This window comes from Microbacterium sp. bgisy189 (genome assembly GCF_965345345.1).
GTDB lineage: Bacteria > Actinomycetota > Actinomycetes > Actinomycetales > Microbacteriaceae > Microbacterium.
The window spans coordinates 167,379-190,680 of record NZ_CBDRMZ010000005.1 but is presented as its reverse complement, the minus strand read 5'-3'; the positions used below and the strand labels follow the sequence as shown (position 1 = coordinate 190,680).

Below are 23,302 nucleotides of genomic sequence, written 5' to 3'. Positions count from 1 at the left end.
GAAGACAATGAGGGGAGTGGTTGCGCAGTATTACGCAGCGGCGCGTGCCGCCGAAGACGCGGCGGACGATACCTATCAGCGCGCCAATCTCGAAGCGGGCTATTGGCTAATGATCGACCTTGACTCGAGCGCTTCTTACCGACAGCGCGCGGGAGAATCCAGAGCATTCGTTCGTGCCGAAGTTCTGATGAGGCTCATGCGGCTGGTGACTGAGGAGAGTGGAGACACGCTTCTTCTGTTCAAGGAGTTGGGTGACGGCGCACTGATCCGGGCAACATCTTTTCGCGCAGCGCTTGAACTCTTATGCCTTCTCGATGGCATCAAGGAGCTATGGGCGGTGGACGTTGGGCACGCGGCATCGCGACCCTCACTCACTTTCCACGCCGCGATCACCAAGGGGGACGCGATGGGCTTCAACGGTGACTACTTCGGCGCGCCAATTGACCGCGTCGCGCGGATCGCCAACATCACGTCGGGCGCGCCCGATCTCCTCTGCGTTATCGAGGATGCCGCGCGGGTTGGACACGACCTCAACCTGCGCGCGGAGCTTCCCTGTCTTGTGTTCGATCCGCCCTCGCTCGTGCCAACAGCGATCTTGAAGCAGGACGAACAGCCCTTTCTAGTGGCGAGCGTGCGCATCGACCGCGAGGTCTTTGGCAATTCCACGGGGTACTTCCGGTTGATCAGGGAAGCTGCACCGCGGGTAGCCGAACTCCTCTCAACTTCAGACCGCTAGTTCTCACGATTTCAAGCCGCAAGTCCCTGACACCCGACACGAATCGTTGGAGGAAGTCACTCCGGGCTCACGGCCCGGGCGGGGCCCCTCCGAAGTCGTCGAGGGCCGCGGACAGGATCTGGTCGTCGGCGGGCGAGTTCCATACGACGGATCGGATCGGTCGCCTCGTGTCCTGAGGCAGTTCGCCTAGTGGAACGGGTGCAACAATCACTGCCCCAGCTGCTCTGGACGCCTCCATCAAGTGCACGATCTGATTGAGAGCCTGGAGCGGTATTTTCCGTCCTCTTTGGGTGTATGCCTTCACGTCAACGATCACCCTCGCTCCGCGGACCGTGACGAGGGCATCTGGTCGCATCGCGTAGCCGGCACCGAGCTCATGGATTGGTTGCTCGATCTGCGTGACTCGCTGGAGGGCTTCCATCACATTAGCTTCGTACAACTGCGCATCGACTGCAGCCGATTCCGCGGGTGAGTTCGCGGTAGCAGCCGAGTACGCGCGTAGAGCTTCGAGCACTCGGCGCTCTTGGCTCGGGGTAGTCGATCCTGATTCTGACGCTGGCAGTTCGTCGCCTACCGCGTCTTTCGAGTCGAGCATCTCCGATGCGACGTCAGTTATTGCGCCGACCGCTCGTTGCTGGACCGGGTCGGTGGCGCTCTCGTACAACGCTGTAAGTGAGCTGAGGATCACATCGTACGGCAGTGGCAAGTCGTCGGATTTCGCAGGTACGGCGCGGGCCGCGACCCATTCAAAGGACGACCACCACGCGCGCCGCGCTTCAGAGATCTGCTGTAGGCGCTGGGCATGGCGTGCCACTTCGACTTGGCGCATGATTCCCCATAGCGCAAGTGATGCGGCCACCAAAGCGCATACACCGGCAAGCCCTGGGCTCTTCGCGAAGTCGGACACCCAGGCCCCGAGTCCCGACCGGTGCGGGCGGTCGATCGCGAGAATTAGTACGGCGGTTATCGTGGCCGTGGCGACGATGATCGCCGCGATCCTGACTAGCTCGCGCCACCGGCGGCCTGGGGTAGTGGTCTCTGGGGCGGATCGGGTCACAAGCTACATATTGCCCGACACGAGGGGCACGAGGTGTCGAAGGCGCTCTAAGACCGAGGAGTAGCGCCTGATCGCATCGCTCGGTCGGCCGATTCGGCTCCATGAGCGCTCGTCGCGGACGATCCGACAGGGATCGACGGTCTCGTATACGGCTTCCCGCCGCGCGCTGCATCCGCCCTGCCCTCAACACCTTAGGATTTGGTCGGACGGCTGCCCAACATCGCGAACTTGACGGGGTAGGGGGCGCAGGAGTCCACTGCCCAGGCACTGGCGCCAATGATCGCAGTGGGAGATCTCCCCGTCGCATCTAGCGGAAGGCGGCAAGTGAGCGGGGACAGCATCGACGGTGACTACCAACGAGCAGCGTTAGGGCTAGAAGCGCCGACCGGAGTCGAGCGGCCGCTGGTAATGAAGTTCGGGGGCTCACTGGTCGAACAACTCGGTGCGCAGCTCTATCCGTCGGTGACAGCGACAGTTGCTGAGTTGATCAGCAATGCCTGGGACGCCGATGCGAAGAACGTCTGGGTCAGTGTCCCCTTCGACGAGGATTGGTCCGGGCGGTCAGCGGAGATCGTTGTACTGGACGACGGGCACGGGATGACCCGAGCTGCAGCGCAGGCGACATACCTCGTTGTTGGCCGTAAGCGGAGGCTCACGGCGAACGGCGATTTGTCGGAAGGTGGCCGGCCAGTCCATGGACGAAAGGGCATCGGCAAGCTTGCGGCGTTCGGCACTGCCAGCTACCTCGAATGCACCACTATCCGCGATGGCGAAACCACCTCGTTTGGGCTCGACTACGACGAACTGCGCCGGCTTAGCCCCGATCGGGACTATTTTGTTGACCCAGTTAGCTCGCCCGCGCCACTGGTGTCTCCTGATGGAGCGAGCCTCGCGTCCGGCACGAGGGTTCGGCTCACGGGTCTGCGTGTGAAGCGCAAGATCTCCGAAGACTCATTCATGACATCGATGTCGAGACGATTCGCGCTAAGAGACATGGCGGTGTGGATAAACGGGCGGCCGCTGCAGCGGTTCGCTATTCCCCTGGAGTACCGACTCCCTGCGGACTTCAATCCAGAAGACCTTGAGATCGATGAGCAGGGATGGGCGCATGAGCAGCTCGCATCCGGCGACCATGTTTCGTGGTGGATCGGATTCACAGCGAAGCCGCTGACCGAGAGCGAGCAGCAGGGCGTCAGTGTTCTGGCCCGCGACAAGATGGCTCAGCGACCGTTCAAATTCGAACGATCACAAGGAACTACTGCTCAGCTGGGCCTGGAGTACTTGGTGGGCGAGGTCAAAGCTGACTGGATCGATAGCGGTGATGACATCGACACAGACTTCATCCAGAGCAACCGCGACCAACTGCAGCTTGAGGACGCGCGCCTCGATGACTTCCTGCGGTGGGGCCAAAAGCGGCTGGCATGGGCGCTTCGCGCGCGCCAAGAACTGCGCAGCCGGAAGGCGGAGGAGACCCTTGACAAGGATGAAAGAGTGGGGGCGGTCCTAAGCAGCGTTGAGCCTCAGGAAAGGCGCGCCCTCACCGCCGTCGCGCGTAGGCTCGCGAAGCTACCTGAGGTGGATGGGGAGCAACTAGCGGACGTGATGCGTGCCGTGGTTGCGACTCGGGAGGACGCTCGCCTGCGGGAGATCTCCCGAGAGATATCCGAGGTTGATTCCTCGCTGGACGCTGATTTCTGGCGCCTCGTAGACCGAACAATGCGAGTCGACGCGGCGCGGGTAGTATCCATCCTGGGCGCTCGGATCTCAGCCCTGCGGAATCTCTCCAAGAATGTCACAAGCGATCCGGGTGTGCTGTCCCTTCTCGCCGAACGAGTCAGAGTTGACCCGTGGCTACTGGATCCTCGCTGGAGCGCATTTCGCTCCTCGGCCGGCGCCGCCACGACGCTCGCACACATGGAGGGCCTACTGCTGCTCCACGAGCCTACGACGACCGTTGCGGAGGATTGGGTTGTGATTTGGCCTATCACGACCCGCGCCGCTACCCACGAGGATGTGTCGCAATTCGCCACCGCGGTGGATGGTGCGTTCCGGAGAGTAGGTGAGGCAACCCTCCGTGCAATGCTCGTGGCACCCAGCTTCGCGCCGGGGACGACTGCCGGTCCGCGACTCGCGATTGGCGGACTGAGGTGTGTGACATGGCGAGATGCACTGATGACTTCTCTGGCGCGCCATGAAGACTGGTTGGCCTTCACCACACAGCGGCTGGCGGGGGAGGGCGGCCGGTGAACGGATCGGCGATCGACCTCTTTGCCGGCGCGGGGGGAGCGACTCAAGGTATTCGGGATGCCGGATTGCGCGTAATCGGTGCCGTCGAGTTTGATTCGACTGCGGCAAAGACATACCGTCTCAACCACCCAGAGACCACGCTTTGGGAGACTGACATCCGTCAACTGCCTGCTGCTGAGATGATGCGTGTCTTAAAACTCAACCCCAGGCAACTAACGCTGTTGAAGGCGTGTCCCCCATGCCAAGGGTTCTCCACCCTCGCCGAAGGGCGAGTTTCATCTGATGACCCGAGGAACGAGCTCGTGCGCGAGACGGTTCGTTTCGTGCGCGCTCTCCGTCCACTCCACGTGATGATTGAGAACGTTCCCGGGTTGGGCAGGGACTCGAGGTCCCGCGAACTCAAGTTGACGCTTCATGGTTTGGGATACGCAGTTCGAGACTACGTTGTTGATGCCCGAGATTTCGGCGTTCCTCAACGACGGCGCCGATACATCCTTCTCGCAACTCGAGGCAGTCGACACCCTCTGCCTGAGACACTCGGGGATCCTGACTCGCCGCGCGCGACCGTCAGGAGCGCATTCGAGGAAATGGCGGATGAGGGTGTCGGAGATGATCCACTCATGGCCGTGCCCCGGGTATCGCAGATTGTTCAGGATCGGATCGAAGCGGTACCGGTGGGGGGTACTCGCTTCGACTTGCCGAGAGAATTGCAACTTGAGTGCCACCGGAGGCTCAAGTCCGCGCGCGACGCAGGGGGCGCGTATGGCCGACTCCGGTGGGATGAAGCCGCTCCCACTATGACGACGAGGTGCACAACGCCGTCCTGCGGACCATTCGTCCATCCGGACTTGAATCGCCCGATCACGTTGCGCGAAGCGGCGACTATCCAGACATTCCCACCGACGTACCAGTTCGCCGGCACGCGCGGGCTCATCGAGCGCCAGATCGGAAATGCTGTCCCAGTTCGTATGGCGACGCAAATCGTGACAACTCTAATCGCGACGTCACGAGACGAGGTTCAGGTATGACGATCCTCATCCCTGCGACGGTCGGGCTAACCGATGTCGAACTCGTGATCCCGCATACCGCTACCTTCACTGGATCGTCTGCGATTGAGTTCGAAGACGGCGTTGCGATCGACGTTCACCCCATGGTCTTATGCGCCGTAGCCGCGCAGGCCGCACGACTGTCCAGATCAGGCGAACGGCTGGCCTTGGTCGAGGGGGCGTCATTGCCGAGTCGGTTGCGTGAAATGGGGCTTGCCGAGCACCTGGGTGTCAACGACCACAATCGGCAATTCATGCCTGACCCGACCGGTCGGTTTATTCCAGTCCAGCGCGTTGAGAGCAACGTGGAAGCCAACCGGCTCGTAACGGACTTCGTGCCCCTACTTCACGCTGAGCCGAAGACTGCGAGCGCGGTCACCTACGTACTCTGGGAGTTGCTTCGCAATGTGTTGGAGCACGCAGGCCAGGCTGGAGGCGCATACGTCGCGGCGGACCTTGTAGATGGGCGCGTGCGGCTCGGTGTCGCTGACGCTGGTGTCGGTGTGCCGCAAACAATTAGGCGCTTCCATGCTGCCCCGACCGACCGTGAAGCCATTGCGCTGGCGTTCCAACCTGGCATCAGCGGAACTACCAAGCAGTTCGGTGGGAACGAAACTAATGGCGGCGCAGGGCTGTTCTTTATGCGATCTATGTGCGCGGTCGCCGGTCAGTCGCTGGTGATGGCGTCTGACGGCAGCCTGATGCGGATTGAGGAGAGAGAGGAAATACCGGACAACCTTGCCGAGGCACTTGAGACAGCGACGACGACGTGGCTTGATCTCTCGGCTCCCCTTCAAGGAACTGTGGTTGGGGTAAACCTCGTGCTGAACCTGAGCGGTGAGTACGAAGAGCTGTTCAAGCAGATACGCGGGATCTACCATGCGCGGGTGTCGGCGCGGAAGAAGCAAGCACGGAAGGCTCGCTTCACGTGAAGATCTATGCGTCAACCGGTCCTTTCGCAGGTGATAAGGATGCAGCGGCGTACATCCGGACGACCTACGTTCGGCGGGGCGTCGAGCGCGGTGAGAAGGTCATCCTCGATTTCGCCAATGTGCGACTCGCCACGCAGTCCTTCATCCACGCGTTGATCGCGGATGTAGTCAGAGGCGACGCGAGTTGCCTGGACCAAATTGAGTTCAAGAACTGCAACGTGGAGATTCAAACAGTGATCGAGATCGTTGTTGCCTACGCGCAAGAGTGGGTCGAGTAGCGTCCGCCGCAGCGTGACTGGTGCGTGAACGCTCAGCACGCGACGGCTCGAGATCATCGCGTGTCCGGGAGTACATGACGAAGCACCCTACCGCGAAGGCAACCCCCGCCGCCCCAGCGCATCGCGGGCGTTCTCGCGACCGTGCAGCCCGGCGATGTCCCGCACGCGCGCGACGACCTGGCGGGTCCAGTTTCCGGCTCGTCCCTGCGACGCGTTGTACGCGGCGAGTTCGGCCTCGTACGCCTCGACGTTGTCGCGCGAGATGGGCTGGTACTGCTCGCGGGAGCGGACGGCGCGTTGCGGCAGGCGGGGCTTGATGCCGGCGGTATCGGCTGGATCGGGCCAGCCGATCGCGACACCGAAGGCGACGGCTGAACCCTGAGGGAGGCCGATCTCGGCGGCGGCGACCTCGGGGTGGTTGCGCAGCGAGCCGAGGTAGACGGTGCCGAGTCCGAGTGACTCGGCGGCGACGACGGCGCTCTGCGCGGCGATGCCGGCATCCACGAATCCGACGAGTGTGCTCTCGAGGTAGGCCGCGGCATCCGCGGGTTCGTCGTGCCAGCGGGCGATCTCGGTGGCACGCGCCCAGTCGGCGACGAACAGCAGCACCACCGGCGCCTCACTGACGAACGCGCTGGCGCCCGCCTCGGTCACCAGGCGGCGCAGGCGGTCTCGGTCGCGCACCTCGACGACGCTCCACGACTGGTTGTTCGACGAGCTCGCGGCCGACTGCGCGGCGGCGACGATCGCGGTGATGACCTCATCCGAAACCTCCTCGCCCGTGAACGCGCGCACCGAACGATGCCGCAGCAGCAAACCGAGCGTGTCGGAGGCGACGATGTCGGGATCGGTCAACACGGGAGCCCCGGCACCATAGCGCTGGCGGAGGAGGGCGTTGACGTCGAGAGTGCTCACCCCTCCAGGCTAAAGACGCGCACGCACCCGCGGCCCGTCGCCGTCACATCGCGTAGCGCGGCGTAAGGTCGCACCATGCCGAACGTCACCTCGACCGTGATCGTGCCGGTCGACCCGACCACCGCGTTCGCGGTCGCGCAGACGACCGGCGACGTGCGGCTGCGGTGGGATCCGTTCATCCGCCGCCAATACTTCCTCGGCGGCGCGACCGACCCCGCCGTCGGTGTGCAGACCTACACCCGCCACCGCTGGGGGCTCGGCATGGTCAGCGAATACGTCTCCTACGCGCCGCCCACGAACGTCGGCATGAAGATGGTGCGCGGCCCGTGGTTCTTCTCGCAGCTCGCCGGCGGCTGGCGGTTCGCCCCTACCGACGGCGGCACGAAAGCGACCTGGAAGTACAGCTTCCATTGCCGTCCCACCTGGCTCGCACCCCTCGCTGAAGCGATCGGACGCCGCGTGCTGCAACGCGACATCGACCGGCGCATCGCCGGATTCGCGCGCGGATGCCGCGACGAGGTCGTGCTGGCATCCGTGCGGGATGCCGGTGGCGAAGCGACCTGAGACGTGTCTCCCTCCCCGGGTGGGGTCTTCGATAGCCTCGGATGGTGGGAAAGAACCTTGGCCTCATCCTCGGCGGCTGTGCGCTGATCGGAGTCTTCCTCGCGTGGATGCTCTTCAAGGGCACCAGCGCGATCCAGGCGTGGCTTGCGCCGAACCCGTTGCTTGGGCCGGTCGCACTCGGAATTGCCTGGCTTTGCCTGCTCGGTGGTGCTGCGTTGATCGCACGTGTCATTGTGCGACGCCGGCCCGAGCCGACGGACGAGACCGACTAGCACCCACCCCCGAACCCGACCTCACACGTCGACGCGCTTGCTTTCGCTCGCCGCTGCGCCGAACGCGCCGAGGTAGTGGGCGATCATCCAGCGCACCTTCTCCTTGCCTTCGAACTTCGTGCGGAACATGCCGCTCTTCGTGGTCGTGGTGACCGTCCAGGTGCCCTTGTCGTCGCCGAGTTCGATGAGCACGACGCCGCCATCGGGCACGGGTCCGTCGGTGTCGACGAACGAGACCTTGCCGTGCACCCAGTTCGGCCCCGCTTCGAGGATCTCGGTGCGGGTCTCGCGCGCCGCCTGCACCGACATGCACACGCCGCCGGTCGGCACCCGGCCGATGCAGTCGTCGGTCTGCGGCACCCGCGCCCACCCCTCGACGCTCACGAGGTTCGGCTTGCCCCACAGCACCTTGGCCCAGCGGCGCTCGTCCTTCACCTCATACGGCCATTCCGCCGTACCGAGCAGCGCCTCGTCGAGCACCATGATCGGCCGGGGCGCACCCGGCTCGACCGTCAACCACTGGTGGTCGATGAACGTGCGGTGCAGCGGATGCGTCTGCCGCACCCGCGCCGTGACCGTCGTGGTCTCGCCGTACGGGTTCGACAGCAGCACCGATGTCCCCACCCGGCTCGACGGCGACGCGCTCGCCGAGATGAACCGCGTGTAGTTGCTGCGCGCCTCCTGGTTGTAGATGTTCGTGTCTTCGATCGCCGGGTTGCCCGGGTCTTCGTATGGCGCGATGCGCACGATGACGCAGTAGTGCATCGACTCATCGGCCGACGGGTTCCACCCGACGCTGAACTCCTCGGTCGCACCGGCCGCGACGTTCCTCGTCACGCTGCCCAGCGGCACCCACGGCCCGTCGCCGGCGGAGTATTCGGTGACGAAGAACTCCGCCCGCGCCCCCGTCGCCGGAAAATCGCCCGAGTTCGTGATCTTCGCCACGATCGTGTTCGGCCTGCCCGCCCACGGCACGTTGAACAGCGACGGGTCGGCCGCGTTCTTGTCGTTGCGCACCTCGATGTCGGGACTCTGCCAGCGTGGACCGTTGTCCCACGGGCGGATGCCGAGGTCGGGCCGCCCGTTCGAGCCGTACCGAACCCGCACGACGGCGTTGTCTTCATCGGTTGAGACCACCGACACCTCGAGTTCGAACCCGGTGCCCGGGTCGGTCGCGGTGAAGTCGCTGCCGACACCGAGGATGCGGCCGTCGCCGTCGAGGTCGTTCGGCACGAACAGGATGCTCGGCCGCTGCACGGGCGGCGAGAAGCTGTCGCTCGTGACATCCGTCAGCACGACCCGTCGGTCGGTGGGCACGTCGTCGGAGATGAACCCGGCCTGCTCGGAGCGGTACTCCAGGTACGTGTTCCACCCGTCGCCGAGCCGGATCTCGACACCTCGCACCCGCCCGGCCGGCGGGCTGCCGAGTTCGGCCGCGTGCAGCGTCACCGTCTCGTCGACCCCGCCCGCGCCGGAGAAGTTGAACAGCCGCAACTGGCTCGCCGGCACCCACCCCATGCGCATCTTGTTAGAGATCGAGTAGTGCGGCAGCGTGTTGCGCGAGCCCGCCATCATCTCCCAGTCAGACGTGATGCGCCCCGAGACCTCGGCGCTGTAGTCGGGGGTGTCGTACACATCGAGCAGACCCAGGTTGTGTCCGAGTTCGTGGCTGAGGGTCGTGTGCGCGTGCCGGCCGTCGTGCGTGAAGAAGTCGAGCGGCACCTGCACGCACGCGATGAGACCCTGGTCGGTCATCACGTTGGTGCCGAGCAGCATGCTCTGCTTGCCGATTGCGCCGTACGGCCACGCGAACCGGTCGCCGGCGGTCGGATTCGCGTCGGGCGAGAACGGGATGAAGACCACCGAGTCCACGGCCTGCAGGTCGGCGGTGGTGACGACGCCGTCATTGATCGCCTGCGTGAGGAACGCCTGCCAGGACGAGTCCTTCGGCGCCCAGCGCGTATCGGTGACGTTGCCCATGGCATCCGTCTTCTGAGCAAAGTAGCTGCCCCACCCGTTCGGCATCTGGACGGGGCCGAACGTCGTGTTGTTGTAGGGCACGAGGGTCAACTGGTTCGACGAGGTCTCGTCGTAGTAGAGCTTCGCCGACCGGTCGGTGCCGCTCACGTTGAACCCGTCGATCGCGTGGTCGAGCGCGTCGGTGCGGCTCTGCGCGAGGGTTGCGGCAGGCCAGCGGGCGGTGCTCGTGTCGACGAGCATCACCAGCACGTTCCAGTCTCCGGTGCGCGTGAGGTCGCCAAGGTTCTGCGGCGTCGACGGGCCGCCGCCCCAACCCGAGTCGCCCGAGAAGTCGCCCGAAACCCCGGTGATCATGCGCGACGGTCCGGTGTCTGCGTCATCCCAGTCGTTCGTGACGGTGAACTCCGCCGTGGCCAGGTCGGTACCGGTGGCCGTCTCGACCATGACGACCTTGTACGTGCCGAGCCGTCCGCCGGCAACGAGGATCGGGGTCGGTTCGCCCGAACCGTTCTCACGCGTGTGCGAGACGATGCCGGCATCCGGTCCGTCGGGCACGGTGAAGGTCACGTCGGCGGCGGTCAGGCCGGTCGTGCCGAAGTCGTACTCGAGCCGCACCCACGACGCGACGAACAGTGGATGCGAAGGCTCGACGATCGACGGCGGAACGCTGACGGTCAGGTCGGCGAGGGTGTCGACGATCGCGAGCACTTGGTCGGTGAGCACGACGATGCGGCCGTCTGCGAGCCCCTGCACCTCGATGACAGTGCCCGGCAGCGCGGCGGCATCCCCCGTGGTCGTTGTGGCGGTCGCAGGCTCCCACGCGACGACCGTGTTGGTCGCCGGCGACGCGCCGAACGCAACCGTGCCGTCGACCGAGGACCCCGCCCGCCCGAGCGCTGCGACGGGAGCGGATGCCGGGCCGAGCCAAAAGCCGCCGAGTCGCCGCAGTCGCGATTTCGCTGTGACCGGGTCGTTCGTCGCGGCCACGACTGCCGAGGTCAGCAGCGCGACACCCGTGGTGCCGGCCGGCAGCGCGTACGGTGTGACGGCGCCGCTCGTGACCGCGATTCGTTCGCCGGCACCGCCCACCGCGCCGAGGATCGTCTTGCCCGACGGGCTGACGACCAGCTGCGTCGGCGCCGCCGAGAACGTCGCGACGTGCACGGCCGGGTTCACCGGATCATCCGGATCGATCGTCCACGTCGACCCGTCGTCGAGCGCGACGGCGAGCGCCGTCTTCGCTCCGGCGATGTCGACGGGCGTACCCGCGAGCTGCTGATACTTCTCGGCGTTTCCGGACAGGTCGGTCGTCAGCACGACCCCGTCATCCCTGACGAGCCAGATCAGCGACCGCACATCGTCGACGTGCATGCCGACGATGCCGGATTCGGTGAGCAACGTGGTGATCATGGTGTCTCCCCCAGACAGCCGCGCAGCCGTGCGCGATCACAGGAGAGGAGGGCTTCGGGTCGCGGCGAAATACATCGATCCGCGAGCGCCGGGTCGTGTACCGTGCTCAACGGAAGGATCCGAAGGCGACGCGACGGCGGGTTGCTCACGGTGTTGAGTGATCGTCGTTTCACGGCTGGGGGGTCGTCGTGTCTGTCCACATTGAGCGCCTGAAGAAGCGCTACGGCTCTTTCGAAGCCGTCCGAGATCTGTCGCTGAGCGTGCCCACCGGCTCGCTGTTCGCCTTTCTCGGCGCGAACGGTGCTGGCAAGAGCACGACCATCGGATGCATCACGACGACGCTGAGCCCGACATCCGGAACGATCCGCGTTCAAGGACACGACGTCGTGAAAGAGGCGAACACGGTCCGCCGCATCATCGGCGCGGTATTCCAGCAGTCGCTGCTGGATCCGCTGCTCACGGTTCGCGAGAACCTCGCTGTGCGGGCAGGGTTCTACGGCCTGACCCGGCGCCAGGCTGCACAGCGCATCGCCGAGCTGTCGACCCTCGTCGCGCTCGAAGAGTTCCTCGACCGCCGCTACGGCACGCTCTCGGGCGGCCAGAAGCGACGGGCAGACATCGCGCGAGCGATTCTTCACCACCCGAAGGTCGTGTTCCTCGACGAGCCGACCTCGGGACTCGACCCGCAGTCGCGTGAGCAGATCTGGTCTGCAATCGGGCAGCTCCGCGCCGACCACGGGACCACCGTGTTCCTCACGACGCACTACATGGAAGAGACGGAACGCGCCGACGAGGTGTGCATCATCGCGAAGGGCGAGATCGTCGCCGCGGGCACCCCGACAGCACTCCGATCCCGCTACAGCAGCAGCGTGCTCTCGGTGCGCGGTGCCGACCAGACCGCGCTCGTCGAGGAGTGCCGCACCCTGGGGCTCGATGCTGAGGCGGATGGTGACGTCGTCCGCATCCCCGTGCAGTCCGCAGCGCACGCCAAGGAGTTGCTCAACCGGCTGACGATCGACGACTTCGAGTTCCGCCACGGCACCATGGATGACGTCTTCCTGAACGTGACGGGAGGGCAGATCGCATGAGGTCGGTCGCGATTCTCACCGGGCGAAACCTCCGCCTCTTCTTCCGTGACCGCGCGGGCGTGTTCTTCTCGCTGCTGTCGGCGCTCATTCTCATCGGCCTCTACGCACTGTTCCTCGGCGGCCTCCAAGTCGACAACCTGACCCAACAGCTGCCGAATGCCAGCGAGGGCGATATCCAGTGGTTCGTGAACACGTGGGTCTTCGCCGGGATCACCATGATCTCGACGCTGACCACGGCGCTCGCGGCGCTCGCCGTGTTCGTCGACGACAAGGCGAGTGGCCGGTTCAGCGACTTCATCGTCTCGCCGATCCGCCGACCCGAGTTGATCCTCGGTTACCTGCTGTCGAGCTTCGTGATCTCGTTCACGATGACGTTGGTCATCGTCGCGATCGGGCAGCTGTACCTCTTGATCCAGGGCGACGCCCTGATGACCGTCGAAGAGACGGCAACAACCATCGGATACGTGGCGATCTCGAGCCTCGCGTTCGCCGCCCTGTCGAGCTTCGTCGTCACGTTCTTGCGCAGCTCCGGCTCCTTCGCCGCGCTGTCGACGGTCGTCGGCACGATCATCGGCTTCCTCGCCGGTGCGTACATTCCGGCAGGCACGCTCCCCGACGGCATCGTCAACGTGATGAACGCCCTGCCGTTCGCCCAGTCCGCGATGCTCATCCGCGGGCCGATGACCGCGCAACCACTCGCCGCGCTCGCCGACGGCCAGACTCAGGCATCCGATGCGATCGAGGCGTTCTACGGCATCTCGGCGCACGTTGGAGACTTCGAGGTCACATCGGGCTTCGCCATCGCCGTCCTCTTCGGGGTCTTCGCCGTGTTCACCGCCCTCGGTGCGTGGCAGCTCGCTCGCCGGATCCGCTGATCCTGATGATCTTCATGCTGCCGGCGGGGCTCCTTGACGGCGTGCTCACGGGCACCGCGGTCGTGCTCCTCCTTCGAGCGTGGATCGGACCCGCGCGGCCGCTGCTCACCGGCCCGTGACACGCCCTTCGGGCGGCGGTCACCGCTGACCTTGACGATCGCACGGCACCGCTGCGCTACCCTGCCGCCATGGACAAGGCACCGTGGACTGAGCCTGAACTCGCCGCGGCGATCGTCGCCCGCGGACTTCCTGAACCGGTGGCGCGGATCGCGACGCAGGGCGGCGGAGAGGTGCACCCGTCACTCGAGTTCTCGCTTGAATCGGTCTGGCTCGACCCGGCCGGTGCCGCGATGACCGCGCTGCGCGAGTTCGGGACGGCTGAGTGGCTGCCGCTGTGGCAGTCCAGCGCGACCTCGACCGTCTTCGCACTGCCCGACGGCAGCTTCGAAGAATGGAACGCCGAAGCCGAAGAGCGCTTCGAGCGGTGGGCCGACTGGCCCGCCCTCGTGCGGTTCGTGCTCACCGACCTCTACGAGGCCGAAGCCGAAGAGGACGAGCGGGCCGAGGTCGCGGCACTCCTGCTGCCCGAGCCGCTGCGCGCCGCGGCACTCGTGCTCGAACCTCGCGACGACGAGCAGTGAGACGGCACCATGCCTGACGTCACCGAACTCGCCCTCGCCCGCGGCGCGACCGCCCGCGTGCACCGCGCCGGCTCCGACACCGCAGACGCGCCCGTCCTCGTCATGCACTACGGCACCCCGCACACCGGCGCCCACCCCGCCCCGATCGCGGCGCTCGCCGCCGACCTGGGCATCGCCCTGGTCGCCGTGACGCGCCCCGGTTTCGCCGGGGTGCCCGCGTGGTCCGGACGATCGGTCGCGGATGCCGCGCGCGACGTCGGCGAGACCCTCGACCGCCTCGGGGTCGACGGGTACTGGACGGCCGGCTACTCCGGCGGCGGCCCGCACGCCCTCGCCCTCGCGGCCCTGCACGGCAACCGCGTCCGCGGCGTCGCGACGTTCGCGTCACCGGCGCCCTTCGACGGGACCGACGACTGGTTCGCGGGCATGCACGGCGACGGGGGCGGACTTCGCCCGGCATCCCTCGGGCGCGCCGCGCGCGAACAGCATCAGCAGGCGGCCGGGTTCGACCCCGCGATGTTCACGCCCGCCGACTGGGCGGCGCTCGAAGGCGCGTGGGGCGCGATCGGACAAGACGCCGGCGCTGCCGGTACCGCCGGGTCGGATGCCGGTGAGATCGACGACGACCTCGCCTTCGTCGCACCGTGGGGCGTCGACCTCGTCGCAGTGACCGCGCCGGTGCATCTGTTCCAGGGGGCGGCCGACCGGATCATTCCCGCCCACCACGCCGAACGGCTCGCCGCCGCCCTGCCTTCCGCGACGCTGACCATCACGGACGGGTCGGGCCACGTCGCGGTCCTCGACGCGCTGCCCGGGTGGATGCGGGGACTCGGCGACGCGTGACCTCGCGACTGTCGGCGACCGGGCGTAGGGTCACGGCATGGACGCGGACGAGTCGCTGGCGCAGCGCGAGCAGGCGCTCATCGAGTTGCTCGAACGCCTCGACGCCGACGACGCCGACCTGCGCCACGACCGCGCCGACGCGACGGCCGACGACGAACACGATCCCGAAGGCGTGACGCTGTCGAGCGAATGGCAACGCGTCGAAGCCGTCCGCGCGGCCACCCGAGTCGAGCTCGACCAGGTGCGCGCCGCCCGCGCACGCGTGGTCAACGGCACCTACGGCGTATGCACCGGCTGCGGCGAACCCATCCCCGCGGCACGCCTCGAAGCGGTGCCGTCGGCGACGATGTGCGTCGCCTGCGCGTCACGCACCTGACCTGGCGCGTCAGGTGTCGCGACTGCGGTCGCTCTCTGGATCGTCTGCGTCGATCGGCTCGAACGGCTGATCCGGCTCGACGAGCGGCCCACCGACGACGCCGATGCCGACCGCCTGATGGTTCGGCACTTCCTCGCCCGGCTTGGACTCCGGTGCCGGAGCGGCAGGCTCTTCGCCCGGATCCTTCTCCGTACTCGGCGCGTCGAGCTGCTCGGTCGTCGGCTCGGCGGGTTCGTCGGGTTCGGCCGACTCGGCCGATCCGGCCGACCCGGTCGTCTCTTCCGGCTCTGCGGGCTCGTCGGGCTCGTTCGCGGTGCCGCTGGCGTCGGTGTTCATGGTGTCCACCCTGCCCTCGCGATCCGCGCGCCGCGACGGGGTTGACGACGCTTCGGCCGGGCGGTAAGTGCCACCGGCATCCTCGTGTCGAGCACCCGCCCCAGATAGTGTCACCCCATGAGCGTCATGGAGTTCGAGACCCCCGACGGCGAGACGCGACAGGTGAAGGTCAGTTCGCCCGACCGCGAGATGTGGTCGTCCGAGCTCATGGACGGTGCCGCACCCGTCACCAAGCTCGAACTCGCCGAATATCTCGTGAGCGTCTCGGACGGCGCCCTCCGCGCCATTGGCGACCGGCCGATCACCCTCCAGCGGTTCTCGGACGGCGTCGGCGGCGACGAGTTCTTCTCCAAGCGCCCGCCTGCCGGTGCGCCGTCGTGGATGCGGCGGGTGACGTGCACCTACCCGAGCCGTCGCCGCCACGAGCAGCTCGTCATCGACGACACCGCGGGGCTCGTGTGGATGGCGCAGATGGGCACCATCACGTATCACCCGTGGCCGGTGCGCACCGCGAACCTCGACAACCCCGACGAACTGCGTATCGACCTCGACCCGCAGCCGGGCCGCGACTTCGCCGACTCGGTTGAAGCCGCCTTCGCGTTGAAGGAGCTGCTGGAGGAGCTCGGCTACGTGCCGTTCGTGAAGACCAGTGGCAACCGCGGCGTACACGTGTTCTGCCGCATCGCGCCCGACCACGAGTTCCTCGACGTGCGCCACGGCGTCATCGGCATCGCCCGCGAACTGGAACGCCGCCTGCCCGACCTGGTCACCGCATCCTGGTGGAAGGAAGAACGCGGCGAGCGGGTGTTCGTCGACTTCAACCAGTCCTGCCGCGACCGGACCCTCGCCGGCGCGTACTCGCCGCGGCCGCTGCCCGGTGCGCCGGTGTCGTTCCCGGTCACGTGGGACGAGCTGCGCGACTGCAAGCCGGGAGATTTCACCGTGCGGACAGTTCCCGGCATCCTCGCCGACCGCGGCGACGCATGGTCCACGATCGACGACCACGTCGGCGCGCTCGCCCCCGCGCTCGCGCTGTGGGACGAGCAGGTCGAGCGCGGGCTCGGCGAACTGAACTTTCCGCCCGACTACCCGAAGATGCCCGGCGAGCCGCCCCGCGTGCAGCCGTCGAAGCGCCGCAAGGACCGCGACGACGAGGAATACCTCGCGCCGAAGGCCGACCGAGACGCGCACTGGGGCACCCCGATCGTGCCGCCGTACGGGCCGATGCTCGCCAGGTCGGTGAAGGACTTTCCCAAGGGCGACATGTGGTTCGAGCCGAAGTGGGACGGCTTCCGCTCGCTCATCTGGCGCTCGGGCGACCAGGTCGAGATCGGCTCGCGCAACGAACGGCCGATGACCCGCTACTTCCCCGAGCTCGTCGAGGCGATCATCGCGAACTTCCCCGACCACACGGTGATTGACGGCGAGATCGTGCTCGTCGACCCCGAGTCCGGTGATCGGTTGAACTTCGAGCTGCTGCAGCAGCGCATCCACCCCGCCGCGAGCCGCGTCAAGAAGCTCGCGGCCGAGACCCCGGCGAGTTTCGTGGCGTTCGACCTGCTGGCCCACGGTGAGACGAACTGGACCGAGCGGCCGTACGCCGAACGGCGGGCCGAACTGGAGAAGCTGCTCGCGGGCGCGAAAGCGCCGATCCACCTCACTCCGGCGACGCAGGACCGCGACGAAGCCCGCCGCTGGTTCGAGCAGTTCGAGGGCGCCGGGCTCGACGGCGTCATGGCCAAGCCCGCCGACCTGCTCTACCTCGAAGACAAGCGCGCGATGTACAAGATCAAGCACGAGCGCACCGCCGACTGTGTGGTCGCCGGCTACCGCACCCACAAGTCCGGTGACGACAAGATCGGGTCGCTGCTGCTCGGCCTCTACGCCGAAGACGGCACCCTGCAGTCGGTCGGGGTGATCGGGGCGTTCAGCATGCAGCGCCGTGAGGAACTGTTCCAAGAACTGCAGCCGCTGGTCACCGGATTCGAGGGCCATCCGTGGTCGTGGGCGGGCGAGGGCGACGAGGCGACCGCCGATCAGACCGCCGACAACCGCGACCAGAGCTTTCCCCGCACCCCCACCTCATCCGCGTACTCCCGCTGGAACGCGAACAAGGACCTGTCGTTCACCCCGCTCCGCCCGGAGCGTGTGGTCGAGGTGCGCTACGACCACATGGAGGGCACCCGGTTCCGCCACACCGCCCAGTTCAACCGGTGGCGCGACGACAAGGACCCCCGCGACTGCACGTACGAGCAGCTCGACGAACCCGTCTCCTACGATCTCGACGACGTGCTCGGCGCCGGGGGTTGAGTCACGACCGCGATCGCGGGTCGCCGGGTGAGCGCGTGTTGCCGTGCGTAACTCCTGACTTTTGGTCGTGCCGGCGCCAGGCAGGGCCGGGATTCCGGGGCTCGGCGGGCATGCGCTGTCGAAAACTCAGGAGTTCCGCACGACGCGGGGGAGTTCCGCGCGACGGGGGGAGTCACGCACGACGCGGGGGAGAGATCGCCCGGCGCGGGGCGGACACGCCTCAGTCGTCGATGCGGGAGTGCTCGCCGAGGCGATGCCAGGTGCGGTTGTGATAGACCAGCGCATCGCCGGAGGCGCCCGGGTGCGCGTCCCGCTCAATGTGCGACTGCAGCGCGTGGGCGGCGATGACGGTCGAGGTGCCGGCATCCATGCGGTCGATCACGGCGCAGCGGACCCACGCGCGAACGTCGCGGTAGACCGGCTCACCGGTGACCAGCCGCGACCAGGTGTGCGTCTGCGCGAACCGGTCGGCGCCACCCGTCGCGCCGAGCTTCGCGACGTCGAGGTCGTGTGCGTCGAGCAGGTGCACGACGACGGTCTCGGCGCGCGAGAGCACGGCGGATGCCGAGGACATCGCCGAGATCGAGAAGATCAACAGCGGCGGTTCGGCGCTCACCGACGATACCGACGTGGCCGTCAGTGCGACCGGGCCATCGCCGGTATCCGCCGTGATGACCGCGACCCCGCCGGGGTGGCCGCGGAACAGCGACTTGAACTCGTCCGGTGACAGCGACGACGCGAAGCCGTGCTTGGGCTCGAGTCCCTTGGTGGCGGTGTCGGGCGTGCTCACGCCAACTCCTCGCGGACGATGCGTGCCCCGGCGCTGAGGGCGCTGAGCTTGGCGAGGGCGACATCCCGCGGGAACGGCGCCATGCCGCAGTTCGTGCTGGGGATGAGCTTGTCGGCGTCGACGAAGGCGAGTGCGTTGCGCAGCACATCGGCGACCTCTTCGGGCGTCTCGACGGTCTCGTTCGCGACGTCGATCGCGCCGAGCATGACGTTCTTGCCGCGCAGGATCTCGATGAGGTCCATGGGCACGTGCGAGTGCTGGCTCTCGAGCGAGACGGTGTCGATGGTCGAGCGCTGCAGCAGCGGGAACGACTCCTCGTACTGCCGCCACTGCGAACCGAGCGTGGCCTTCCAGTCGGTGTTCGCCTTGATGCCGTAGCCGTAGCAGATGTGCACGACGGTCTCGGCGCGCAGACCCTCGGCCGCACGCTCCAGCGTCGCGACACCCCAGTCCTTCAGCTCGTCGAAGAAGACGTTGAACGCGGGCTCGTCGAACTGGATGATGTCGACGCCGGCGGCTTCGAGCTCGCGCGCCTCCTGGTTGAGGATGCCGGCGAACTCCCACGCCAGCTTCTCGCGGCTCTTGTAGTGGGCGTCGTAGAGCGTGTCGATCATCGTCATGGGGCCGGGCAGTGCCCACTTGATCGGGCGGTCGGTGCTCTGCCGCAAGAACTTCGCGTCGTCGACGAACACGGGCCGCTCGCGGCCGACCGCGCCGACGACCGTGGGCACGCTCGCGTCGTAGCGGTCGCGGATACGGACCGTCTCGCGCCGTTCGAAATCGACACCGCTCAGGTGCTCGATGAAGGTCGTGACGAAGTGCTGACGGGTCTGCTCGCCGTCGCTGACGATGTCGATGCCGCGGCGCGTCTGCTCCTGCACGGCGATGCGCAGCGCATCCTGCTTGCCCTCGACGAGCGCGTCGCCTTCGAGCTTCCACGGTGACCACAGGGTTTCGGGCTCGGCGAGCCACGACGGCTTGGGCAGGCTGCCGACGATCGAGGTCGGAAGGAGGGTGCTCATGTCGTGATCCTCCGCGCTCAGCCGACCGGGGCGAGCGCGCCGGCGAGCCACTGCTCGAGCGCGTCGTTGTGCGGCGTCATGAAGTGCTCGTCGGTGTACTTGCCCTGCGTGACGCCGAGTCGGCTGCGCTCTTCGCGGTCGTAGTCGATCTGCGTGCGCGAGAAGTCCAGCGACTCGAGGGTCGGCCGGTAGATGTCGGCTGCGGCCGAGTTCGCGTTGTAGATCTCGGGGCGGTAGATCTTCTGGAACGTCTCCATCGTGCTGATCGTGCTGATCAGCTGCAGGTTCGAGTAGTCGCTCAGCAGGTCGCCGCGGAAGTAGAACGCGAGCGGCGCGACACTGCCGCGCGGCATGAAGTACCGCACCTGCAGGCCCATCTTGGCGAAGTACTCGTCGGTCAGCGAGAACGCGTCCTGCTCGTACTCGACGCCCAGCACGGGGTGCACGTTCGTGGTGCGACGGTAGGTCTTGCTCGTCGAGACGCTGATGCAGATGACCGGTGTCTGCGTGAAGCGCTCGCGGTACGCGTCGGATGCCAGGAACTGTTCGAACAGGCGGCCGTGCAGCAGGCCGAAGTCGTCGGGCAGGTGCGACGATCCGCTGTTGCTGAGCGAGGGGAGCACGATGCTGAAGTCGTAGTCGCGGACGTACGACGAGAAGTTGTTGCCGACGATGCCGTGGTGGCGGGCACCCGTGCGGCGGTCGACGATCGAGGTGTCGAGCACTTCGAGCAGCGGAAAGCTCTGCGCTTCACCGTCGGCGGTGAAGTCAAGATGCACCGAGACGATCTCGAGTTCGACGGCGTAGCGGTCGCGAGTCGGGTTGTCCCAGCCTGCGAGGTCGTTGAACCGGTTCTCGATCATCGCGAGCGTGTTGCGCAGGTTCTGCTGACGGTGCTCACCGCGGGCCAGGTTCGCGAAGTTCGTCGTGACGCGCGAGTCGTCGGAGGGGGTGTAGTCCTCGTCGAAGCGTGTCGTCGTGAAGCGGAAGCTGAAGTCGTGGGCCATGCTCGTCATCCGGTCGGGTGGGCCGGGGTCGGCCGCAGAAGGGGGATGCATCAATGGTGACGCCGCAAGGCGGTTATCGGGTAACTTGCGCTGACTATGCGCTCATATAGGGTTTGCCTATGGCTCAACGATCGGGCGGGATGACGCTGCTGCAGCTGCGCTACTTCATCGAGGTCGCGGCCGAGGGGTCGATCTCGGGCGCGGCCGACCTGCTCTACGTCGCGCAGCCGACCATGTCGGCCGCGATGAAAGACCTCGAGTCGCGCGTGGGCCGGCCGCTGCTCGTCCGCTCCGCGCGCGGCGTGACCCTCACCGACGAGGGTGCCGAGTTCCTCGGCTACGCCCGCCAGGTCGTCGAGCAGGTCGAACTGCTCGAGCAGCGCTACCTCGACCGCCCGCCCTCCCGCCGTCTGCTCGGCGTCTCGACGCAGCACTACTCGTTCGCCGTCGACGCCTTCGTGCGCATGGTGAAGGCCTCGGATGCCGCGGAGTACGAATTCTCGCTCCGCGAGACCCGCACGTGGGACATCATCGAAGACGTCCGCACGCTGCGCAGTGAAATCGGCATCCTCTATCGCAACGACTTCAACCGGAAGGTGATCGACAAGCTGCTGCGCGACTCGGGGCTCGCCTTCCACCCGCTGTTCCTCGCCGACCCGCACATCTTCATCTCGCGCACCAACCCGCTCGCGAAGCGGGAGCGGGTGACGCTCGACGACCTCGCCGACCTGCCGCGCCTCACGTTCGACCAGGGTGCGAACAACTCCTTCTACTTCGCCGAAGAGATCCTCTCGACCCGCTCGAGCCGGCAGGACATCCGCGTGTCCGACCGCGCCACGATCTTCAACCTCATGATCGGCCTCGACGGCTACACGATCTCGACCGGCATCATCAGCGACGAACTCGACCCCGAGATCGTCGCGATCCCGCTCCAGGTCGAAGAGCGCATCGAGATCGGCTGGATCGACCACACCGCCATCCCGCTCACCGACCAGGCCCACCGCTACCTGTCAGAGGTGCGCGCCGTCGTCTCCGGCTTCGGAGTGCAGCTGCTCGACTGAGGTTGTGAAGACCTCTTGACACCCGGCATCCACTGCCTTAACGTACAACCAAATGGTTGTACAAGATTCCAGCCCGGAGCTGACCGACGATGAGACCGACCGCCTGTTCCATGCACTCGCGGCGGCGACCCGCCGTGACATCCTGCGTCGCACGATCGAGCGCGAGCAGTCCGTCTCGGCGCTCGCCGCTGACTACGACATGTCGTTCGCCGCGGTGCAGAAGCACGTGGCCGTGCTCGAAGCCGCACACCTCATCGTCAAGCGCGCCGAGGGCCGGGAGCGGCTTGTCCGAGCGGATCCCGTCATGATCGCCCGCGCCCGCGCCCTGCTGTCGCGCTACGAAGACCTCTGGCGCGCACGCATCGACCGGCTCGACGCGTTCCTCGCCGAGCCCGAGCACTGACCCATACGAAGTCACCCAAGGAGAGAGCAATGCCTGTCACCGACATCACCACCGACACCGAGAACCTCACGATGACGCTCGTCGCCGACGTCGACGCATCCGTCGACCGGCTGTGGCGCGCGTTCACGCAGCCCCGCCAGCTCGAGCGCTTCTGGGGCCCTCCCGGGTGGCCGGCCACCTTCACCGACTTCGACTTCACGGTCGGCGGCCGCGCGAAGTACCACATGACCAGCCCGAAAGGTGAGGCCTCGTACGGGGCGTGGGAGTTCCTCTCGATCGACGAGGGCAACGGCTTCGAAGTGCTCGACAACTTCACGGATGCCGAGGGCACCGTCTTCGATGGCTTCCCGACCATGCGCATGACGTACGCATTCACCGCGACCGACACCGGCGCGCGCATGACCAACGTCACGACGTTCGCCTCGCTCGAAGGGCTGCAGCAGGCGATCGACATGGGCGCCGTCGAAGGCTCGCGCATGGCGATGGACCAGCTGGATGCCGTGCTGCACGACCTGCGCGACTACGCGCAGGGCAAGGGCACCCGCACCGAGATCCTCGACGACACCCACGTGCGCATCACCCGGCTCATCGAAGGTCCGCAGGACCTCGTCTGGCGCGCGCACCAGGAGCCCGAACTGCTCAAGCAATGGCTGCTCGGCCCCGACGGCTGGCAGATGGTCGAGTGCGAAGTCGGCGACACCTACCGCTACGTGTGGCAGCAGGGCGACGACGAATCCACCCGTTTCGGGTTCGAGGGGGAGACGCTCATCAGCGAGGCGCCGCGGCGCTCGGTGACGACCGAGAAGATGATCGGGATGGAGGGCGAGGGCACGATCAACGACCTGCAGCTCTACGAAGAGGACGGTGCGACCCTGCTCACGCTTCTCATCGAGTACCCGAGCCTCGAGCTGCGCGACATGATCCTAGCCACCGGCATGACCGACGGCATGGAGACCAGCTACGCCCGTTTGGAGGGTGTGCTCGCCGCCGTCTGACCTGCGGCATCCCCCGCGAACCCTCACACTCTGCTCGAACCCTCAGAGTTTTCGACGCAGGAGTGTGAGGGTTCGCGTCAACTGTGAGGGCTCGGCGATGAGGGGATGCCGCGGCGAG

The 23,302-nt window shown here is 66.6% G+C and carries 23 protein-coding genes; 16 read left to right on the top strand and 7 right to left on the bottom strand.

Annotation, left to right across the window (positions count from 1 at the left end):
• Positions 1–16 precede the first annotated feature (16 nt).
• The gene (locus ACSF8R_RS08955) at positions 17–736 is read left to right on the top strand and encodes a hypothetical protein (RefSeq protein ID WP_434811522.1); all 720 of its coding nucleotides are present in this window, start codon (positions 17–19) and stop codon (positions 734–736) included.
• Between the two features lie 67 nt (positions 737–803).
• On the opposite strand, the gene ACSF8R_RS08950 is transcribed toward ACSF8R_RS08955, so the two are convergent.
• Complete coding sequence (locus ACSF8R_RS08950) at positions 804–1,643, bottom strand: hypothetical protein (RefSeq protein WP_434811521.1); 840 nt, start codon at positions 1,641–1,643, stop codon at positions 804–806.
• A gap of 474 nt (positions 1,644–2,117) precedes the next feature.
• Here ACSF8R_RS08950 and ACSF8R_RS08945 point away from each other — a divergent pair, with 474 nt between their 5' ends.
• Genes ACSF8R_RS08945 through ACSF8R_RS08930 form a run of 4 tightly spaced genes read left to right on the top strand, consistent with a single transcriptional unit; the run spans position 2,118 to position 6,296 of the window.
• Positions 2,118–4,040, top strand: coding sequence for an ATP-binding protein (locus ACSF8R_RS08945; RefSeq protein ID WP_434811520.1), 1,923 nt, complete (start codon positions 2,118–2,120; stop codon positions 4,038–4,040).
• Positions 4,037–5,068 carry a DNA cytosine methyltransferase gene (locus tag ACSF8R_RS08940; protein WP_434811519.1) on the top strand — a complete coding sequence of 344 codons (1,032 nt, stop codon included), beginning with the start codon at positions 4,037–4,039 and terminating at the stop codon, positions 5,066–5,068. Before ACSF8R_RS08945 ends, ACSF8R_RS08940 begins: the two co-directional genes overlap by 4 nt.
• Complete coding sequence (locus ACSF8R_RS08935; RefSeq protein ID WP_434811518.1) at positions 5,065–6,018, top strand: ATP-binding protein; 954 nt, start codon at positions 5,065–5,067, stop codon at positions 6,016–6,018. Before ACSF8R_RS08940 ends, ACSF8R_RS08935 begins: the two co-directional genes overlap by 4 nt.
• Complete coding sequence (locus tag ACSF8R_RS08930; protein WP_434811517.1) at positions 6,015–6,296, top strand: STAS-like domain-containing protein; 282 nt, start codon at positions 6,015–6,017, stop codon at positions 6,294–6,296. Before ACSF8R_RS08935 ends, ACSF8R_RS08930 begins: the two co-directional genes overlap by 4 nt.
• An 87-nt stretch (positions 6,297–6,383) precedes the next feature.
• On the opposite strand, the gene ACSF8R_RS08925 is transcribed toward ACSF8R_RS08930, so the two are convergent.
• Positions 6,384–7,211: a nitroreductase family protein gene (locus ACSF8R_RS08925; RefSeq protein WP_434811516.1), complete on the bottom strand. Its 828-nt coding sequence runs from the start codon at positions 7,209–7,211 to the stop codon at positions 6,384–6,386.
• Between the two features lie 75 nt (positions 7,212–7,286).
• Here ACSF8R_RS08925 and ACSF8R_RS08920 point away from each other — a divergent pair, with 75 nt between their 5' ends.
• Positions 7,287–7,775 carry an SRPBCC family protein gene (locus ACSF8R_RS08920; protein ID WP_434811515.1) on the top strand — a complete coding sequence of 163 codons (489 nt, stop codon included), beginning with the start codon at positions 7,287–7,289 and terminating at the stop codon, positions 7,773–7,775.
• A 44-nt stretch (positions 7,776–7,819) separates the two neighbouring features.
• Complete coding sequence (locus tag ACSF8R_RS08915; RefSeq protein ID WP_434811514.1) at positions 7,820–8,047, top strand: hypothetical protein; 228 nt, start codon at positions 7,820–7,822, stop codon at positions 8,045–8,047.
• Between the two features lie 21 nt (positions 8,048–8,068).
• On the opposite strand, the gene ACSF8R_RS08910 is transcribed toward ACSF8R_RS08915, so the two are convergent.
• Positions 8,069–11,437, bottom strand: coding sequence for a hypothetical protein (locus tag ACSF8R_RS08910; RefSeq protein WP_434811513.1), 3,369 nt, complete (start codon positions 11,435–11,437; stop codon positions 8,069–8,071).
• 188 nt (positions 11,438–11,625) lie between these two features.
• Here ACSF8R_RS08910 and ACSF8R_RS08905 point away from each other — a divergent pair, with 188 nt between their 5' ends.
• The 5 genes from ACSF8R_RS08905 to ACSF8R_RS08885 all read left to right on the top strand — a co-directional run bounded on the left by ACSF8R_RS08905 (position 11,626) and on the right by ACSF8R_RS08885 (position 15,260).
• Positions 11,626–12,525 (top strand): ATP-binding cassette domain-containing protein, encoded by a 900-nt coding sequence (locus ACSF8R_RS08905; RefSeq protein WP_434811512.1) that lies wholly within the window; start codon positions 11,626–11,628, stop codon positions 12,523–12,525.
• Positions 12,522–13,400 carry an ABC transporter permease gene (locus tag ACSF8R_RS08900; RefSeq protein WP_434811511.1) on the top strand — a complete coding sequence of 293 codons (879 nt, stop codon included), beginning with the start codon at positions 12,522–12,524 and terminating at the stop codon, positions 13,398–13,400. The genes ACSF8R_RS08905 and ACSF8R_RS08900 overlap by 4 nt, the downstream gene beginning before the upstream one ends.
• 188 nt (positions 13,401–13,588) lie before the next feature.
• Positions 13,589–14,041 carry a hypothetical protein gene (locus ACSF8R_RS08895; RefSeq protein WP_434811510.1) on the top strand — a complete coding sequence of 151 codons (453 nt, stop codon included), beginning with the start codon at positions 13,589–13,591 and terminating at the stop codon, positions 14,039–14,041.
• A gap of 9 nt (positions 14,042–14,050) precedes the next feature.
• On the top strand, positions 14,051–14,884 hold the full coding sequence (locus ACSF8R_RS08890; protein WP_434811509.1) for an alpha/beta fold hydrolase: 834 nt from the start codon (positions 14,051–14,053) through the stop codon (positions 14,882–14,884).
• Positions 14,885–14,921: 37 nt separating this feature from the next.
• Positions 14,922–15,260, top strand: coding sequence for a TraR/DksA family transcriptional regulator (locus tag ACSF8R_RS08885; RefSeq protein ID WP_434811508.1), 339 nt, complete (start codon positions 14,922–14,924; stop codon positions 15,258–15,260).
• Positions 15,261–15,269: 9 nt separating this feature from the next.
• Here ACSF8R_RS08885 and ACSF8R_RS08880 read toward each other — a convergent pair whose 3' ends face one another.
• Entirely contained in the window at positions 15,270–15,596 is a 327-nt protein-coding gene (locus ACSF8R_RS08880; protein ID WP_434811507.1) for a hypothetical protein, read from the bottom strand.
• 117 nt (positions 15,597–15,713) lie between these two features.
• Here ACSF8R_RS08880 and ACSF8R_RS08875 point away from each other — a divergent pair, with 117 nt between their 5' ends.
• Positions 15,714–17,906: an ATP-dependent DNA ligase gene (locus ACSF8R_RS08875; RefSeq protein ID WP_434811506.1), complete on the top strand. Its 2,193-nt coding sequence runs from the start codon at positions 15,714–15,716 to the stop codon at positions 17,904–17,906.
• Between the two features lie 220 nt (positions 17,907–18,126).
• Here the strand turns inward: ACSF8R_RS08875 and ACSF8R_RS08870 are convergent, their stop codons facing one another.
• The 3 genes from ACSF8R_RS08870 to ACSF8R_RS08860 are packed head-to-tail and all read right to left on the bottom strand — an operon-like array spanning position 18,127 to position 20,725.
• Positions 18,127–18,696 carry a flavin reductase family protein gene (locus ACSF8R_RS08870; protein WP_434811505.1) on the bottom strand — a complete coding sequence of 190 codons (570 nt, stop codon included), beginning with the start codon at positions 18,694–18,696 and terminating at the stop codon, positions 18,127–18,129.
• Complete coding sequence (locus ACSF8R_RS08865) at positions 18,693–19,718, bottom strand: methionine synthase (RefSeq protein ID WP_434811504.1); 1,026 nt, start codon at positions 19,716–19,718, stop codon at positions 18,693–18,695. The genes ACSF8R_RS08870 and ACSF8R_RS08865 overlap by 4 nt, the downstream gene beginning before the upstream one ends.
• Before the next feature lie 17 nt (positions 19,719–19,735).
• Complete coding sequence (locus ACSF8R_RS08860; protein WP_434811503.1) at positions 19,736–20,725, bottom strand: putative oxygenase MesX; 990 nt, start codon at positions 20,723–20,725, stop codon at positions 19,736–19,738.
• A 119-nt stretch (positions 20,726–20,844) separates the two neighbouring features.
• Here ACSF8R_RS08860 and ACSF8R_RS08855 point away from each other — a divergent pair, with 119 nt between their 5' ends.
• Genes ACSF8R_RS08855 through ACSF8R_RS08845 form a run of 3 tightly spaced genes read left to right on the top strand, consistent with a single transcriptional unit; the run spans position 20,845 to position 23,184 of the window.
• On the top strand, positions 20,845–21,786 hold the full coding sequence (locus tag ACSF8R_RS08855) for a LysR family transcriptional regulator (protein WP_434811502.1): 942 nt from the start codon (positions 20,845–20,847) through the stop codon (positions 21,784–21,786).
• A gap of 52 nt (positions 21,787–21,838) precedes the next feature.
• On the top strand, positions 21,839–22,189 hold the full coding sequence (locus ACSF8R_RS08850) for an ArsR/SmtB family transcription factor (RefSeq protein WP_434811501.1): 351 nt from the start codon (positions 21,839–21,841) through the stop codon (positions 22,187–22,189).
• Positions 22,190–22,218: 29 nt separating this feature from the next.
• The gene (locus tag ACSF8R_RS08845; protein WP_434811500.1) at positions 22,219–23,184 is read left to right on the top strand and encodes an SRPBCC family protein; all 966 of its coding nucleotides are present in this window, start codon (positions 22,219–22,221) and stop codon (positions 23,182–23,184) included.
• Positions 23,185–23,302 lie beyond the last annotated feature (118 nt).

Coding starts and splice junctions, on each gene's coding strand:
- ACSF8R_RS08935 (WP_434811518.1), top strand. CDS start 5,065: ATGACGATCCTCATCCCTGCGACGGTCGGGCTAACCGATGTCGAACTC.
- ACSF8R_RS08920 (WP_434811515.1), top strand. CDS start 7,287: ATGCCGAACGTCACCTCGACCGTGATCGTGCCGGTCGACCCGACCACC.
- ACSF8R_RS08910 (WP_434811513.1), bottom strand. CDS start 11,437: ATGATCACCACGTTGCTCACCGAATCCGGCATCGTCGGCATGCACGTC.
- ACSF8R_RS08900 (WP_434811511.1), top strand. CDS start 12,522: ATGAGGTCGGTCGCGATTCTCACCGGGCGAAACCTCCGCCTCTTCTTC.
- ACSF8R_RS08895 (WP_434811510.1), top strand. CDS start 13,589: ATGGACAAGGCACCGTGGACTGAGCCTGAACTCGCCGCGGCGATCGTC.
- ACSF8R_RS08890 (WP_434811509.1), top strand. CDS start 14,051: ATGCCTGACGTCACCGAACTCGCCCTCGCCCGCGGCGCGACCGCCCGC.
- ACSF8R_RS08885 (WP_434811508.1), top strand. CDS start 14,922: ATGGACGCGGACGAGTCGCTGGCGCAGCGCGAGCAGGCGCTCATCGAG.
- ACSF8R_RS08880 (WP_434811507.1), bottom strand. CDS start 15,596: ATGAACACCGACGCCAGCGGCACCGCGAACGAGCCCGACGAGCCCGCA.
- ACSF8R_RS08875 (WP_434811506.1), top strand. CDS start 15,714: ATGAGCGTCATGGAGTTCGAGACCCCCGACGGCGAGACGCGACAGGTG.
- ACSF8R_RS08865 (WP_434811504.1), bottom strand. CDS start 19,718: ATGAGCACCCTCCTTCCGACCTCGATCGTCGGCAGCCTGCCCAAGCCG.
- ACSF8R_RS08860 (WP_434811503.1), bottom strand. CDS start 20,725: ATGGCCCACGACTTCAGCTTCCGCTTCACGACGACACGCTTCGACGAG.
- ACSF8R_RS08855 (WP_434811502.1), top strand. CDS start 20,845: ATGGCTCAACGATCGGGCGGGATGACGCTGCTGCAGCTGCGCTACTTC.
- ACSF8R_RS08850 (WP_434811501.1), top strand. CDS start 21,839: ATGGTTGTACAAGATTCCAGCCCGGAGCTGACCGACGATGAGACCGAC.
- ACSF8R_RS08845 (WP_434811500.1), top strand. CDS start 22,219: ATGCCTGTCACCGACATCACCACCGACACCGAGAACCTCACGATGACG.